General features: G+C 45.3%; 14 protein-coding genes and 2 pseudogenes. 8 read left to right on the plus strand and 8 right to left on the minus strand.

Going from position 1 to position 15697, the window contains the following annotated elements; genetic code table 11:
* Positions 1-43 precede the first annotated feature (43 nt).
* From ABGT73_RS07615 to ABGT73_RS07630, 4 genes and pseudogenes are all read right to left on the minus strand, one after another.
* Positions 44-328 (minus strand): annotated as a pseudogene (locus tag ABGT73_RS07615) (toxic anion resistance protein); the annotation flags it as partial.
* A gap of 97 nt (positions 329-425) precedes the next feature.
* A complete protein-coding gene (locus tag ABGT73_RS07620) occupies positions 426-668 on the minus strand; it encodes a hypothetical protein (RefSeq protein WP_346669192.1) in 243 nt (80 codons plus the stop codon).
* 43 nt (positions 669-711) lie between these two features.
* Positions 712-2082 carry a PhoH family protein gene (locus ABGT73_RS07625; RefSeq protein ID WP_346669193.1) on the minus strand — a complete coding sequence of 457 codons (1371 nt, stop codon included), beginning with the start codon at positions 2080-2082 and terminating at the stop codon, positions 712-714.
* A gap of 498 nt (positions 2083-2580) precedes the next feature.
* Positions 2581-3291 (minus strand): annotated as a pseudogene (locus ABGT73_RS07630) (MobA/MobL family protein); the annotation flags it as partial.
* 41 nt (positions 3292-3332) lie between these two features.
* Here ABGT73_RS07630 and ABGT73_RS07635 point away from each other — a divergent pair.
* The 6 genes from ABGT73_RS07635 (at position 3333) to ABGT73_RS07660 (ending at position 12093) form a co-directional block, all read left to right on the plus strand.
* On the plus strand, positions 3333-3632 hold the full coding sequence (locus ABGT73_RS07635) for a hypothetical protein (protein WP_346669194.1): 300 nt from the start codon (positions 3333-3335) through the stop codon (positions 3630-3632).
* A 283-nt stretch (positions 3633-3915) separates the two neighbouring features.
* Positions 3916-4125 carry a DNA-binding protein gene (locus ABGT73_RS07640; RefSeq protein ID WP_346669195.1) on the plus strand — a complete coding sequence of 70 codons (210 nt, stop codon included), beginning with the start codon at positions 3916-3918 and terminating at the stop codon, positions 4123-4125.
* Positions 4110-6968: a DEAD/DEAH box helicase family protein gene (locus ABGT73_RS07645; RefSeq protein ID WP_346669196.1), complete on the plus strand. Its 2859-nt coding sequence runs from the start codon at positions 4110-4112 to the stop codon at positions 6966-6968. The genes ABGT73_RS07640 and ABGT73_RS07645 overlap by 16 nt, the downstream gene beginning before the upstream one ends.
* A gap of 3 nt (positions 6969-6971) precedes the next feature.
* A complete protein-coding gene (locus ABGT73_RS07650) occupies positions 6972-7361 on the plus strand; it encodes a DUF2513 domain-containing protein (protein WP_346669197.1) in 390 nt (129 codons plus the stop codon).
* A complete protein-coding gene (locus ABGT73_RS07655) occupies positions 7361-9364 on the plus strand; it encodes a site-specific DNA-methyltransferase (RefSeq protein ID WP_346669198.1) in 2004 nt (667 codons plus the stop codon). The genes ABGT73_RS07650 and ABGT73_RS07655 overlap by 1 nt, the downstream gene beginning before the upstream one ends.
* A gap of 2 nt (positions 9365-9366) precedes the next feature.
* Positions 9367-12093, plus strand: a complete 2727-nt coding sequence (locus ABGT73_RS07660) for a hypothetical protein (RefSeq protein ID WP_346669199.1) — start codon at positions 9367-9369, stop codon at positions 12091-12093.
* A gap of 43 nt (positions 12094-12136) precedes the next feature.
* Here the strand turns inward: ABGT73_RS07660 and ABGT73_RS07665 are convergent, their stop codons facing one another.
* Positions 12137-12571, minus strand: a complete 435-nt coding sequence (locus tag ABGT73_RS07665) for a hypothetical protein (RefSeq protein WP_346669200.1) — start codon at positions 12569-12571, stop codon at positions 12137-12139.
* A 125-nt stretch (positions 12572-12696) separates the two neighbouring features.
* Here ABGT73_RS07665 and ABGT73_RS07670 point away from each other — a divergent pair, with 125 nt between their 5' ends.
* Positions 12697-12936: a helix-turn-helix transcriptional regulator gene (locus tag ABGT73_RS07670; protein WP_346669201.1), complete on the plus strand. Its 240-nt coding sequence runs from the start codon at positions 12697-12699 to the stop codon at positions 12934-12936.
* Positions 12937-13079: 143 nt separating this feature from the next.
* Positions 13080-13589 carry a hypothetical protein gene (locus tag ABGT73_RS07675; RefSeq protein WP_346669202.1) on the plus strand — a complete coding sequence of 170 codons (510 nt, stop codon included), beginning with the start codon at positions 13080-13082 and terminating at the stop codon, positions 13587-13589.
* A 1-nt stretch (position 13590) separates the two neighbouring features.
* Here the strand turns inward: ABGT73_RS07675 and ABGT73_RS07680 are convergent, their stop codons facing one another.
* The 3 genes from ABGT73_RS07680 to ABGT73_RS07690 are packed head-to-tail and all read right to left on the minus strand — an operon-like array spanning position 13591 to position 15617.
* Positions 13591-13917 carry a hypothetical protein gene (locus ABGT73_RS07680; protein ID WP_346669203.1) on the minus strand — a complete coding sequence of 109 codons (327 nt, stop codon included), beginning with the start codon at positions 13915-13917 and terminating at the stop codon, positions 13591-13593.
* A 28-nt stretch (positions 13918-13945) separates the two neighbouring features.
* The gene (locus ABGT73_RS07685) at positions 13946-15331 is read right to left on the minus strand and encodes a relaxase/mobilization nuclease domain-containing protein (protein WP_346669204.1); all 1386 of its coding nucleotides are present in this window, start codon (positions 15329-15331) and stop codon (positions 13946-13948) included.
* 4 nt (positions 15332-15335) lie between these two features.
* Positions 15336-15617 (minus strand): plasmid mobilization protein, encoded by a 282-nt coding sequence (locus ABGT73_RS07690; RefSeq protein WP_346669205.1) that lies wholly within the window; start codon positions 15615-15617, stop codon positions 15336-15338.
* Positions 15618-15697 lie beyond the last annotated feature (80 nt).

Raw genomic sequence — 15697 nt, forward strand, 5'->3', positions numbered from 1 at the left:
CAGTCAGTTTTGCAACCTGAAAGGGATTTTGCCATTTTGTCTATTACTGCTGCGCAGCTTCAAGTAGCGCCTTTTTAAGCTGCCGCTCGATCCTCAGGAGGTCCGCTTCCGCACTCTGGCGGGCAACGCGGCCCTCCTGCCGGTGCAGTCCCAGAGCGATCTTGATCTGGCTTTCCCACAGTGGAACGGTGCTGAGAGCCGCCATTTGAATTTTATCTGCCGGCATTTTATCGTTGCTCTGGATCAACCGGATCTGCGGCGCAGTCTGGATGGCGACGTTTTTGCTCAGCTTTAGGCCGTGAATTTTCTTTTCAAAGCGGTTCACGGCGTCTACAAAATCTCATACCACCTGGGCGCTCATAGGATCGTCCTCGTCCGACGCCTCGGCATGAAGCTTCGGCAGGTTGGAAGCTTTATCCAGTATATCATCGCCTCCGGATGAAGGACAGCAGGACTGCAAGAATCCCAACAAGAAGGATGCCGGCCGAGAGACCCATGAGGATACCGGAGGTGAAATCCTGGGACGGAGATCCGCCCGCCGCCCTGGAAACAATCCCCAAAACAATACCGAGCAGGATCAGCAGTACGCCGATACATCGTTTCCGGCTGCTCCTGAGCTTTTGCCTTATCCGTGCGATGGTCTCCTGAAAAGAACGATTTTCCTTCATATCGCTAACAACCTTTCCTGTGCATATATAAAATCCAATCCATTTACATCCTTTTTACCGCATCCATAGCCAGTGCGGAACGCTCACACTCTTCGGCGGACATGGTGACCTGCCAGCACAGCGGACTGCCCTTCATTTTTTCCGCTGCGTAGCTCAAGCCGTTGGTGCGTTCGTCCAAAAGGGGATGGTCAATCTGCTGCGGGTCGCCCAACAGGATGATTTTCGTACCCATCCCGGCACGGGTGATGATCCCCTTGGCCTGCTTGGGCGTCAGGTTCTGCGCCTCGTCAATGACCAGATAGGTTTTGGAAATCGACCGGCCACGGATGAAGTTAAGGGCCTGGGCATCCACAATGCCCCGGTCGAACAACTCCTCTACTTTTCCGGAAAGGCTGCGCTCGTCGGCAAACCGTTCCTTTTCATTTTGATCCACCAGGAGCTCCAGATTGTCGACGACCGGTCGGAGCAACGGGGCGATTTTTTCCGATTCATCTCCAGGAAGGAAGCCGATGTCATCGTCAAACTGGGCGTTGGGGCGGCTGATCAAAATGCGCCGGTAAGCCGGTTCCTCCTGTTCCAGCATGGCGTGCAGGCCGACCGCCAAGGTGTAGAAGGTTTTGGCTGTGCCGGCCATCCCCTTTACGATCACCAGCGGCGCTCCCTCCGCATCGGCCATCAAGGCCTCCTGTAAGAATTTTTGGCCGATATTTCTTGGGGAAACACCGTAGGGCTTTTTCTTATGAAAAGAGAGCGGAACGATTTTCTTCCCGTCAAAACGGCCGAGCTGGGTTTTCCTGGCGGATTGGTCCGCTTTGAGGATGACGAACTGATTGGGCATGAGCGTCACAGGAAGCTTTTCACCGGCTTCGTCCACCTGATATACATCCTCCGGCGTAATATGCTTTTTTTTAAAGTCCTCGAATTTCTTTTCCGCTACAAATACCTCGCACCGGCCGGTATACTGCTCCTCGCTGACAGGCGCCTGCTCGGTGGTGAAATCCTCCGCCTGAATCCCCAGCATCTGTGCCTTGACGCGCACCACAATGTCCTTTGTCACCAGGATAACCGGCGTTTTCCTGTTTTGCAGGCCAAGGCAGACTTTTAAAATCCGGTTGTCGTTTTTATGATCCGGGAAGCCTTCCGGCAGCTTCACGTCCACGCAGTTGACCTCCAGGCGCAGCGTGCCGCCGCCGGGCAGGGGGACGCCTTCCAGCAGGTTTCCCGCCGTGCGCAGCGATTCCAGATACCGGATGACCTGCCGCGCATTGGCGCCCCTTTCCCCCTCTGCATTTTTCAATCCATCCAGTTCCTCCAGGACGGCAAGAGGTAAAACAAGATGGTTGTCCTCAAAGGATTGGAGGGCATAGGGCGCCTGGATCAGAACATTGGTATCCAGAATATACGTTTTTTGCATGGCGTCTTCTCCTTTTCATTACAGAAATTTGATTCTCTTCATAACGAAAACAGCCGGTTTTTCAGAAAAAGCGGCGCAAAGCAACGCACTTCCTCCGGAAAACCGGCTGATGCTATACAGGCAATATGCCAGGAAATCATATAGGGCAAAAAGCATAGGCAATCCACTCCATATTTCTATTATACATTTGATGCATTTGGTTTTCCATATAACCGGAGTTAATTATCTGTAAAATACAAGTAAAATAAATATATGAGTACCTCCGGCTTTCTTGTAGAGCGCATGTGAACTTTTTAAATGATAGTTCTGTCTTTGAATTTCAAATTTCTGATAAAGCAAAAGCGGAAATTTAAATGGGTAAGCCTGTCCTTTTTCAGCCAAACCGGCACATATTCGCTCACCGCCTTGGTTTATCATGACGAGAGTCTGCAAGGCATTAAAAAATTGTACACTTATATTTAATTTTCATGGTATAAAACCATCGAACAGGAACGGCATTTACCGTTCCTGTTCATAGTGTTTGGGCTTTCTTTGCCGTTGCGTCTTTGTCTGTTGTTTCTGTCGCAGGCGCTCCCGGACGGAGCGTGTTTCCGCTTCCTCGTGGAGCAGATTTGCGACATCCCGCTTGCTGTCAAACATCATCAGCGAATCGTATTTCTCGCCATAGGTGTCCTGCACACGAGTAACCGCAGAGCGTTCTTTTTTCCCACGGATGGAAAGCCGTGCCTCCATCAGCTCACCAGCGTCAAATTCTGAAGCCTGTTTCTTCAATTCGCTGTATTCCTTCAGTGCGGCGTCCAGTTCAGCAGAATACTTTGCCTCCTGCGCTTCCAGTTTTTTCAGCGCACTTTCCATTGCAGCAATAACGGCGGCTTTCAGTTCATGAAGCAAAGCGTTGTCTGCTTTGATCTGTCGGTTTATCTCGCAGCGGTCAGAGATGACTCCCTGCCGTTCCAGCGAACGGGCGAAAACGCCCTCATGAATGGTTGGCTGCTCGTCCAATCCCCGTTCTGCATGGCTGCGGTGGTCAATGCGTTCTTCATGTCCGTACCGTTCCAGATAACGATTCGCTGCATCTGCCCACGCCTTGCGCCACTGGACAAGTTGTTCTTCGCTGTTCCAACGCTCGGAGATAGGATTTTGCCTTCCGTATTTCGTGCTTTTTGGGTATTTGCTGACCCGTTCATATCCGTGTTTTTCTGCTTCGGAGGACGGCAGATATTCGCCTCGCAAAGTACAAATACAATACAGTGATTGAGGATTCTCTATCTAAGCTTTCTTCTTTTAAGGGGTTGGAAATATACCGGTCGAGTAATGAGTATCGAAAAAAAGCAGATGAAATACGGGAAACAAATGAAGCGACTTGTGAGATAGATCAGCTTCGTAAAGTCGGCATGGGTAAGGAATGCCTAAAATCCTTGTTGGGTTGGCTAAATTCAGAAAAGCATTTGAAGATTTCAAAGAAAGCCTTAATCAATGAACTCATGGTGGATGAAATTCCAGAAGAAATAAAGAGCTTTTTTGAGTCAATTCAACAGGCCATGCAATAAGATCATGTGTTACCTTTTTGATCGTCCCCTTGATTAGAATATTATATAAAAAGTCTTACCTACAGAAAAATATTTTATTATTTCCCTTACAACCGTGCGGATAGCTCCGCACGGTTTCCGTTTTATTGATTAATTTGTCAAATATAGCCTTTAAAATGCACAAAGCTAAATCATAAAGAACGGCAAAATTTCCTCATAATAAAATACTTTCTAACCGTTGCTAATTGTATTGTTCGCTCAAGAGATGTATAATTTTTATAATTAAATATAAGGAGCTTACACAATGGAGTATGTAACACCCAAAGATAAATCCGCTGAATGGGGAATTTCACAGCGAAGGGTTGAAGTCCTTTGTGAATCTGGACGTGTTTTGGGCGCTTACCGTCTGGGACGTGTATGGGCCATTCCCAAGGAAGCTGAAAAGCCTTTAGATGGGAGAACACGGGAAGCAAGAAACGGCAAAAAAGGAGAATCCTCATGTTTTACCGAATGATCACCAATGCGCGAGACCGTTGGTTTGCATCCTCTGAGTGTACGGCTCAAGGAATTATCGATTATATACTTAAAACCAATCAAATGCGTGACGCTCAAATAGATGCTATTAAAACTTATCTATTTCTGAAAATTGCCTGTGGTTGTGCACCGTTGGCAAAGTTGTTTTCTCAAGGAGCATTCAACACTCTGGATTTAGAGCAAGAGGAACTTTCTGCGAAAACCAGAGCTTTTTTAGTTGATCATCCTGCTGCTGCAGCACTGTTTGAATATTCTTGCCTAAAAAATGAGGGAAACGAGCAGGTTTCTGCAAAGCTAGAGAAGCAGATTAGAAAAAATCCGGAAAGCATCAATTATGATAGCTTTTTCCGTTCTGCCTTTTACGGAGTATCTTATACGGATTATCTGTTCAGCCTTCCGATGGGCGCAGGTAAGACCTTCCTGATGGCTGCATTTATTTATTTGGATCTTTATTTTGCTCAAAATGAACCCCATAATCCGGCCTTTGCCCATAACTTTATTATTTTTGCACCTTCCGGCCTTAAATCCTCAGTAGTTCCCAGTCTGAAAACTATTCAGAGGTTCGATCCTTCTTGGGTCATCCCAGAGCCAGCGGCATCAGAAATTAAGCGCCAAATTTTCTTTGAGGTACTGGATCAAGGAAAATCAGCTAGTAAATCTAATAAGACAAAAAATCCAAACGTTCAAAAAATTGCTAACCATCAACCGCTATCTGAACTGTTTGGGCTGGTGGCAGTCACTAATGCTGAAAAAGTGATTCTTGACCGTATACAGGAAGTTGAAGGACAAATCAGCTTTTACGATGAGAGCGACGATGAAAAAGACCGGCAAGCAAATGAGCTGCGCAACCTGCTTGGAAAACTCCCTGGCCTATCCATTTTCATCGACGAGGTACACCACGCGGTTAGTAGTGAAATCAAGCTGCGAGCTGTGGTAAATAAGTGGATGCAAAACGAAACAGTTAATTCCGTAATTGGTTTTTCCGGAACTCCATATCTAGAAAAGCTGGAAAAGATTAAGGTAACAGAAGAACTCTCAGTATCATCTTCTGAAATCTCAAACATTGTCTACTATTACCCGCTAATTGATGGTGTAGGAAATTTCTTGAAACGACCAGTTGTAAAGATTGCAGATATAGCTGATAGTAGCCGTATTATTGAAAACGGTATTAGAGAGTTTCTAAATACGTACCATGACACTATCTATCCTGATGGGACTCGAGCCAAGTTGGGCATTTATTGTGGCAGCATTGAAAAACTGGAAGAGTTAGTCTACCCTCTTGCAGCACGCATTGCAGCAGAATACGAACTTTCCAGCGATACAATTCTGAAGTTCCATAAAGGCAACAAGCAGTATCCTCAACCGGCTGATAGTCAAATGGAATTTGATAGTCTGGATCAGCCTTTTTCAAAAATTCGTATTGTGCTATTGGTCCAAATCGGAAAAGAAGGATGGGATTGTCGAAGCCTAACAGGAATTATCCTCTCTCAAGAAGGCGACTGCCCTAAAAACATGGTGCTTCAAACTGCTTGCCGATGCCTACGCCAAGTTCAAAAGAATGCATTGGAAAGTGCGCTGATTTACCTTAACAGTAGCAATGCCGAAAAACTTAACAGCCAGCTGCAAAAACAACATCACATTTCTTTGCAGGAATTTGCGCAGGCAGATCATCACAAAGTACCTCTTGCCCGGTATGATCGCACAAAGTATCTTCATCTACCCAAAGTTGAATTTTACCAACTAAAAATCAATTATGAAACATTGACTTTGGAAGCCGCGCACCCCGAAGAGACTCTTTGTGATGCATATAAAGGCACAGAAAATGCAACAGGCATTATTAAAACCACGGATTTGTCAATGGAAATAGTAGATACAAAGATGGATGACGAAGAACGTGGAATTGTTCCTGCTGCCTATTATGCTTGGCTTTATAGAATTACTCGGGATTCTTTCGGCTCACTTACCATGGAGGAATTACTTTCCTACGATATTCAACTTCGAACCATTTTTGAACTCATCACGTATCAGAAGGAAGATTCCAGATATTTTAGTTCTCGATTTAACCTACCGCAAGTGGAAGCAAATATACGCAAGGCATTTTGCGACCGCCGCTCCTACAAAACAAAGGAGGAACAAATTCCCTTGTCCGTAAGCTTGCTGAATATTACCAACTTTACGCAAACGGTAGAAACGGAGCACCCCGATAAATATTACCCGTCTCAAGAGGATGTCCAGAAAATTGTTTTGGACGATCAAGGCAAACTTAAAGTGGACAAAAAGGCGCAGGCTATGATGGATTTGGCTCAAGAAATGGGGCAGGAAGATGTTCTGGCTATGCTGCGCAAAAAATATTCTTCTTACCCCAGAAAGAACCACTCCTTCCATTACCTGCCCTATCATACGGATAGCGGTTTTGAACAGACTTTCCTGCGTGATGTGCTTACTTTTCCTGAAATTGAACGCTTGGGGTTGGAGGTCTACTATAATGGTGACCGGAGCATGACAGAATTTAAAATCAAATGCTACAAGCGTAACAGTGATGCTTGGCAATATATTGGAATGTATACGCCGGACTTCCTAATCCTTCAACGTGAAGATGGCAGAATTCAAAAAGTCATCATTGTTGAAACCAAGGGCGATGCATACGCTAACGATCCTAAATTCAAGGATAAAAAGGACTTTGTGCAAACAAAATTCCTTCGCCTGAACAATAGTGCCTTTGGGTATGAAAGGTTTGAATATTTGTATTTGGAAGATACTATGCCTGAACGAGACAGGCTCACCCTTACAAAAGATACAATCAATAATTTTTTCAAGGTGTAGGCAATGAAAAGAGACATGGATTTAATCCGAAATATTCTGTTAGAAATTGAAAAGCAGGATATAAATAGCACACATATTAGGCCTATTGTCGTAGATGGATATACTCCAATGGAAATTATGCAGCATGTTAAACTTATGGAAGGTCATGGACTGGTGCGGGATTGCATATATGACCGGTGTTATAACACTTATGTGCGTACTATAACGTGGGAAGGCTATGACTTTCTGGAGAAGATACGTGATCATACTATGTGGGAAAAGACCAAAAATGTAATTGTACAAAAAGGGCTTCCATTGGTTTTTGATACAGTTAAAACTGTTTCAACCGCACTTGTAACGGCAGCAGCAGAAGGTGTCGCAAATTCGATTATTAAAAACGGAGGGCAAATCTGATGCCGATCAAATATGTACCGTTTGTTCCCGAACCGGTAGAGGGACAGGCTGTGTTGGGAAACTTTAACCGCATCCTTAAATATAAGGGTTCAGACGATGTGTCTATGGTTTTACAACGTGGAATGCCTCTGTATGAAATGGAAAAGCAAGAAACGGTTGGCGACAATCAAGATGGGAACTTGGTAATTCGGGGAGAATGCATTTCTGCTTGCGCTTATCTTAAAGAGCATGGCATTCAAGTTGATCTTGTGTATATTGACCCACCTTTTGCCAGTGGTGCAGACTATGCCAAGAAGGTTTATCTTCGCCGTAACCCTAAAGTTGCTGAGGCTATCGCTCAGGCAGAGCAGGAACTAGACATTGATGAGTTGAAAGCCTTTGAGGAAAAAATGTATGGTGATGTGTGGGATAAGGAAAAGTACCTCAACTGGATGTACGAGAATCTCATGGCAATTAAAAGTGTAATGAGTGAAACTGCATCCATCTATGTGCACTTGGATTACCACATCGGACATTATGTAAAAATCCTAATGGATGAGATTTTTGGTGAAGAAAGATTCAGAAATGAAATTGTTTGGAAACGAAAGCAAGGAAATCTCGGACAATCAAAGCAGTATGGTATTGTAACAGATTCTATTTTCTTTTACACAATGTCTGAAGATTATGTCTTCGAAACACCACTAACAAAAGATGGACAAGAGGACTATATTAAACGATTTAAATATGATGATGGAGACGGCCGAAAATATCGCCTAAGCCCATTAGTTAGCCCGTCATATAGTCCGTCATTAGTATATGAATATAAAGGATATGCTCCTCCTAAAAATGGCTGGTCGGTATCGCCTGAAACAATGGAACGTTATGAAAAAGAGGGAAGATTAAAATTCCCACGCGATAAAAAACAGCGGATTGAAAGAAAGCAATACTTAGATGAATGGGAAGGTAGCCCTATACAAAATTTATGGACGGATATTTTTGTCATTAATCCAGTTGCTGAAGAACGCTTAGAGTACTCAACTCAAAAACCCGAGGCACTTCTTGAACGCATTATCAGAGCATCTTCCAACAAAGGTATGCTCATTGCCGATTTCTTCGGCGGCAGTGGTGTCACTGCGGCGGTGTCCAACAAATTGGGACGCCGTTTCGTTCATTGTGATATCGGTCTCAACTCTATTCAAACTACACGAGATCGACTGAAAGCAGATGGGGCGCAGTTCGATGTCTTGGAAATCAAGGATGGCGTGCAACTCTACCGTAACCCTGTCCAAACCATGGACAAGATCAAATCCTTGATTCCAGGTCTGAAAAACGAAGATTCTCTGGATTCCTTTTGGGAAGGGGCTATCACCGACAGTAAGCTGGGGACTATTCCCGTCTATGTTCCCAACCTAATGGATAGCACCTCCAAGCTGCTGGATGTTGTGCTGATGAACCGCATCATCCATCAGGCTATCCCCGACCTGGATCCTAGTATCAAAAAAGTTATTGTCTACTATATTGACATTACTAGCGAAGAAGAAATCCGCAATTTTATTGCCAAGGATGATAGCACCACCGTAGAAATTGAACTACGGGACCTCAAAACAATTCTAGACGATGTGGTTATAGGCGACTATGCCAAATTCCATGTTGATGAAGTGCAACAGGAGCATTCCCTTGGTTATACTGTTGTGATTGATACATTTGTTAGTGACCGTGTATTGCAAAAGATAACGGAATTTAACGAAAAGAGCAGGCTAAATTCGACAGCTAAGAAGCCCTTTAAGCCTATTGAAATTAGCGATAACGGTTTGGAACTAATCGAGTACTTAAGCTTGGACTGCACTGCCCCCAAAGGGGAATGGCACTCCGACAGTGAAATCAAAATTGACAAAAATGGCTATATTAGCAGAAACGGTGAAAAGACCAAAGAGTTTTGGGATGGCTCCATTTGCAGCGGTAAGAAACCGCTGCGCCTAAAAGTTCGTAATATTTGCGGGGATGAAACTGTTTGGGAGGTATAAAGATGGGAGAAACTGTTATTCCTGAAGAACGACTTCGTGTCTTTATAAGTTCCGCCCAAAGCAACGAAAATGGGTTTGCCTGGAGTGATGTGCGTCGACGTATAAAAGAATGTTTGAGTGCCTGTCCCTACCTCAATCCGTTTATTATTGAGGATAATCCGTCTACCACTCCTTCCCTGCAATTTTTTCAAAGTCAATTGAGGAAAGCAGACCTAACTGTTTTGTTAGTAAAAGGTGAGGTTAGAAAAGGAACGGCTGTGGAGTATGCACAAGCCACCAAATGGAAAAAGCCTCTCCTAATATATTTTTTAAAAGATGATCATCCTGACTTGGACGTTATCAAATTGAAGCGAGAACTCCAAACCACAGATTATTGTACTTACCGTGAGGTGGACAATTTTGACAATATAGCACCTATGGTCAGAAATGATGTCATTGAAGACGTGATTCGATGGTTTCAGGATAAGCCATACATTTTGGAGGCGTATAATCATAAAGAAGATTCTGGAACCGCTTTAATTCTCGAAGAACAAGTATCTTCGAAATCTGGTGTTCCGGAAATCACTGCAATTTCCCTTTTCTCAAGCAGTTACGAGTATCTACTGGATCTGTTGGGTACACGCTATCTGAAACGCAATCAAAACAGTGCTATTTCCGAATTGGGAGATTTGGGAAATGAGTTGTTGGAGTGGCTTGTAAATGGTAAGCCCCTCCAATGCGATGATAAAATCCTAAATTTACTTGAGAAAAGCACGTCTTTATATGCTAGTACGGACTGGTTGGAAAAACGATGGGACGCTATTCGGTGCTGTGTGAATGGAAACCTCGACAAAGCTCTTGAATATGAGCGAGAAGCTCTACGGTTGTCGAAAAATGATAAAATGCCAAGCTGGATCACAACGGATATTCTCATTGATTGCAGAAACATGGAAATCGATTGTGCCAAGGCAAAAGGAAAGCGTCTCATTGAAGGACCTGCCCAAAAAGAACTTAATGAACTGGACTCGATTGTTTATCTTCCGGTATTGGATCGGTACAAATCTAACATTTACAGTACCATCGCAAAAGAAAAGTTCAAAATAAGCACTGCCTCCCGATACACAACAATTTACGGAAATAGCATTAACGAGGTACTTTCTGATACATGTAACTATCTGTTTTCAGCAGCATTATACGGCTCTTATACGCACTTACTTATTGCCAGAAAAATATTGATTTATGTACTGTGCGAATATTTCGATATCCTAAACGATGTGGCGTTAATCCAAAAGTGCGTAAGTCTGTATATATTGCAAGGTGATGTTAAGGAGCTTGAGCTCTTTGTTCAGAAAAATTGGGATACTGTGTATTCGTTGGTTACAACAGAGGCCGATGCTCTTTGGAAATTGGCAAAAAGGACTCCAATAGTAAACCAGAGTGCAATGCAACAAGCTGTTTTGAAAATCTTGGGGCTTTACTTTTCTGATGACACTTTTCAAGAGGCAGAGGAATTTATATTATCGCGCGCAGATCAAATCTATTGGGGAAATTCGCAGGAATACCTCGGCTGCATAAAGAAAAATCTTATCCGTCTCAATCAGGATAAGGTAGTGACTGTTCTTATAAATATTATTTCACAGAAACGATATATAAGAGGCAAGGACATCACTAATATTATTTGGACATTAGATCTAAATAAAATTTCAAAAGGCAACATTCTTGCGCTTCGTGATGCCTTGGATCAAAGTTTAGCTACCATTGTAGAAAATGGCGGTTCACCACAAATTATCGCATGCCTTGTGCGTTTTGATCCTGCCGTTTTTGGCTGTTTAGAGTCAAAGGAAAACAATGGTCTAACCGGAATTGAGGAAAAACTATATAAAATCAATATGGGCGGTGATGCTTGGGAGGCCATCCTACAAGATGAAATTACACAAGCTCAAAACCATTTTAGCGCATATAATAGTGACGGTGTATATGCTGCATTTGCATCGGACCCGTATGCTATGATTGGCTATATCTCGCGTAAAGCTTCTGACACCAACGCCCAGGCCATTTGCAATATCCTTTCGGAAAAATTTGTACCGTTAGCGGTCCAGGTTCTTAACAGTCATGTGGCTGTACCAACAAAAGAAAGCTGTGCCAACGCGCTGTGCGATGTTGTGGCGTTATTTATTCAGCATAATATTTCTTTTCCCTCAACTCTTATAGATTCGCTCCGTGACATTGATACAACACAGGGATATGATTTTGTGCAGTATAAGTCAAGGGCAATGTTGGAAATTCGAATTTTCATGGCCAAGTTAATGGTGGGCCTTTTAGGCAAGGAGTCGTTACTGACTTGGTGTGTAGAATACAATAAGCGCTCTCTGAACGAACGTGTCGGTCTGGCAGAATGTATAGAAAAATATCTATACTACCATAAAGGTGAGACAGCAGATGCTTTAATTCTATCAATTGTTTTTCAGTGCGCAGATGATGAGTCCGATGAAATACGAAGGATTGCTTATCAAACATTAAGCTATTTATTAGATAGCAATGCTAAGTCGCTCGTTGAAAATCGTATATACCAAGCTATGACAGACCCTTCATCCTCCGTACGGAACAAAATTCTCTCTCTTTGTGAAAAGGGCCTATTCGAATATGATATGGCGCGCAGCATTGTTGAAGCGTTGACTACCGATTCTAATTATGCTATTCGGATACGTGCATTAGCAGTAAAAAATGATATGGGGCATCCCGAATCATGAATTTACCCATTTGGGGGTAATGCGATTCCGATATAAATACCGTCTAAATCAAAGGATATATTTTCTTTCCTCTTTTCTTAGAGAGCATAGAGAATTTGGCAGCTCCTCCGGAAGGCTTTAAAACATAAGTGACTACGAAGTCCGCATGTTCGATCATCCATTTATTGCGCCAGGGAATAGCGTACCGCTTTGGGACTTTTTCTATCCCTTCTGGCAAGATGGTGTCCGAGAAATCTTCAGGAACAGCCGTGGCTTTGGCAGACGGCATATAAGCAAGAACAACGTCGTATCCAACCTGTGGATACGCCGTTGTTACTTCTTTCAGAACAGAACGCACCATACGATCAAAATTGCCCTGATTACCAACATAGAACATGGTTACTCCGTGATTTTCGATCAAATCCACCACCGCCGTGTGAATTTTCGGTTTGATGGTTTCTGGACAATCCCGATGACCAAAGAACGTACAACTTTTCAACTAGTCCACCTCCCGGTACTATTTTCATCATATCATAATAGCCTGAAATAGTACAGCTACAGGGACTATTTTGCCGTTCCGTACTCCTATAATTGTGGTAGTACAGTAAAAGGGACGGTGGTCACATGAAACTGAATGAAGCGGTCAGCCAGCGACTTCAGGAATTGCTGAAAGAGCGTGGCATGACCCAATATCAGTTATCTATGAAAAGCGGCGTTCCTAAGTCTACCATTGGCAATGTTGTAAACTGTATGTACGACTCCGTAAAACTGCGCATCATCCACGAATTGTGTCAGGGCATGAATTTGAACATCAGCGAATTTTTCAATTCACCCATGTTTGAGGAAGAAAATCTTGAACCGTAAGGCTGTCGGTGTGAACCGGCAGCTTTTTTATATATTAGCTATTCCGGGTGCTTTTTCACACTGGCCCGTGCTTTTATGGTATAATTTTCATATCCCCAATAGCATCCTTTTTCTTTTTTAACACATGGTTAGGAGGAATTATTATGTCAAATTCATCACCTTTTTATAGAAAATATGTTCAAGGGGTTGTTTCTAAAGCCAATTCTCAAAAGGCAGCCCTTCAACGCGACATTGTATATATGCAGTTAGTGAAATGGTTGCGGAATCAAAATACTCGCTTAGAAAAAGAAATGTTTAATGCCGTATTGAATTCAAGCAAAAAACTTGCAAAAGACTATCTGTCATCTGGAACGGAGGATATTAAATCCGCTTGTGAGGAAAGTTTCTTCTTCCACACCTTCACTGCCTCCGACGGAACTCATACCGATGTAAAACAAGTCCAAAAGTATGTATCTGACTTCTGGAAGCATTTAAAGGTAATACTTGATGAAGAAAAGCTTCTGGGAGATGCTACGCTCCGTATGAGGCAGCTTGATGTGGTCCGGTTGGGCAAGCTTTTTGACAAAGTTCTCGATCTCGTTCCTGATGAAAGGAAATCAGATGCGATTGAGCTGATGGATGAATTTGTGCGAAGCGATCTTGAGGAGCTCTAATTTACAGCGGCTCCGCGTCGATCCAGTCAATAATACCGTACACGTTTGCTGCCAGAGTGCAGCGCCAGCAGGTGAGGTCACGGACCTTGGCGAAGTCAATGGTACATTTGCGGGGCGCGTAGCACTCCCCGGCGCCGCGCCAGCAGGCCAGACGGACCTTCTCGCCGGTGTCCAGGTCGGTGAAGTAGCAGAACAGGCACATGTGCTTGCCCCAGGTGCGGTGATCAAGGCGCAGGCGGAAGATACCGGCCTTTTCGGGGCGCTGGTACTGCTGCAGGTTGGCTTTCATGCGTTCTTCGTAAGTAGTCAAAATTCCATTGGGATTCATAGTCGTTGTCCTTTCTGTGATTGGTTGGTTATCGTTCTTTCTGGTGGGCGGCGCGCTGCTGCTCCCGGTCGTTCAACAGTTGGATATTCTCCCGCATACGTTTGACACGGGAAGGAATTTGCTGGGCAGTTTTCAGCTCCTTTCTGGTTTCGGTGATCTGTTTGGTCAGTTCATCCTTTTCCGCGTGGAGGGCCTCACACTCGGTCGGGTCGCGGCAGCGGCGCAGACGGTTGCGGCACTTGGTGCGCCGGGCCTCCAGATCACTCAGTTTCTGCTCCTGCTCCGATGTAAAAGCAGCTACGTCCTCTGCGGTATTCAGCGAATGCCGTTCCAGAAGATGCAGCTGCTTTTCAATTTCCGCCCAGCGGCGGTAATCCTCCCTCATGGCTGGATGAGGTGGGCGGTAGTTGGGTGTTGTGGTGGGCAGCTTGCCCAGCAGGTAACAGTAATACAGGTAGGTGCGGTAGATTCCGAACGCTTCCATGATAGCCTTGCGGAAGTCCTGCCGCAGCTTCTGGTAATGGGGATGCACCGGAGGATACCGCTTGTTGTAGATCTCCATGCGTTTGAAAATCCCCATCGCATGATTCTGCTGGATGCGCTGGGCCATAGCTTGCGGGGTGTACTCCTCTCCCAACGTCTTGAAGCGCACGGCACGGCGGTCATGGGGCAGTTTGATAGTCGGGTATTTGTGGTTGGGATTGAAATCCACCTCATAGCCCATCTTGCGCAGGATGCGGGGCAGATCTCGGGGCGTTTCGCTGCGCAGGATGGCCAGATCAATGTCCTGGCGCATGACGTTATACCGGGTGGGCTCTCCGGCTTTCTCGGCCAGATAGAGGTTGCGAGGCACCCGGTGGGCATCCTTTTTGTCTACCACCGAAAGTCCCTGCTCCCGGCACAGTTCATCCGAGGCGTCCTGCAGAGTACGGTAGGTCTTTTTGCAATCGTTGTACCGCTTGCCGTCCACAAAGGACACTGAGTTGATGACGAAGTGATTGTGGCAGCAATCGGTGTTCAGGTGGGTGGCTACCAGCACCTGAAAGCGGTCACCCCACACCCGTTTAGCCAGTTCCACTCCGATGGCGTGGCACTGCTCCGGCGTGACCTCGCCGGGGCGGAAACTCTGGTAGGCGTGAAAGGCCACCGTGCCGCCGGTCTTGCCGAACTGCTGTTTGGTCAGTTCCATCTGTTGGCGGGCAATCTCCGGCACACAGTTGACACCGCTGACAAACAGCTGACTTTCCCGGGTGGTTTTGGCGTCATTGGCGGCATACTGCAGCACGTCGCTCAGATCGTCCTTGCCCGCAGACAGACCGGTCAGGTCCGGCAGCCGGGTCTTTTCTTCGTTTCCGGCATAGCGTATGACCGCATCCAGACGCCCTTTCACGGGCCAGATCTTGGTGACAGCCATCTTCTCATTCCTCCTTCTGCGGCACTGTAACCGCCCTCTGAACGGTCAGCAGCGTGTCCAGAATTTCCCGCTGCACCTCCGGTGTGTTGCCCTTGTGGTAGAGGGCGGTGAGAGCATCCAGCACCTGCCGGTAGTCGGCGTTGGGCAGTTGCCGGGGCATCTGGTTGTGTAGCCGCATGCGGATGTATTGGGAGAGTGTCAGCCCACATCGGGTGGCTGCCTGTTCAAACAGCTTCTTTTCTTCCGGTGTCACCCGGATGTTCATCTGTACGTTTCGAGTCAACATAATTCCACCTCCATATAGCAAAAGACCGGGCATCGCTGCTCGGTCTCTGCATTGTTGCGTTGTTGGATTTTCGGGGGGTC

This window comes from uncultured Subdoligranulum sp. (assembly GCF_963931595.1).
Classification (GTDB): Bacteria; Bacillota; Clostridia; order Oscillospirales; family Ruminococcaceae; genus Gemmiger.